Origin of the sequence: Citrobacter sp. Igbk 16 (assembly GCF_028069755.1) — a bacterium.
GTDB lineage: Bacteria > Pseudomonadota > Gammaproteobacteria > Enterobacterales > Enterobacteriaceae > Citrobacter.
The window spans coordinates 1-572 of the sequence record NZ_JANEWJ010000086.1; the positions used below are offsets into that span (position 1 = coordinate 1).

The following is a 572-nucleotide window of genomic DNA, read 5'->3' on the forward strand; positions in this document are numbered from 1 at the left end:
AAGATGCTATAATTAAAGATCGAGTTGAGTATATTCAGACTGGATTAAAAAATGGTGAAATAAAGGAAGGTGAATATAATTCCTTAGTTGATTCTTTATGGGATGGATTTCAAGCAGGAATCAAGGCTGCATCTTATGAAAGGAAGTTAATCAAGGTTGAACCAATAAGGCCTAATTTCTTTAAAAAATTCAATTCATCTGAAATACCATTTAATAGATTGCATATAGTAATTGTAAGTAAAGAGTTCCCCCCTCTGACGAAATCTGGAGGAATCGGCACGCTTTATTATAATCTTGCTAGTGAATTATTATTGGCAGGGCATTTTGTCAGCGTGATTTACAGATCAGATAGCTATGATGTCAAAGAACGAGGAAGATTGAAGTTAATTTCATTGAACAAGAAAAAAAAATCAATTGGCTTTGTAGATGATTCAAAAATTGCCAATGAGATTTTGAATTGGTCAACTAGTGTGGCAATTGAAATTGAAAAGTTAAATGAAATTCATCCGATTAGTGTTGTCGATTCCTGTCTTTGGGATTCTGAAGTATATTCATTCTCACTTATTAAAGAT

1 protein-coding gene is annotated in these 572 nt (G+C 32.3%); it reads left to right on the top strand.

What is annotated here, in order from left to right; all coding sequences use genetic code 11:
* Positions 1-572 (top strand): glycogen/starch synthase (locus tag NNO03_RS22470; RefSeq protein WP_271450612.1); only part of this gene is annotated, 572 nt, incomplete at both ends.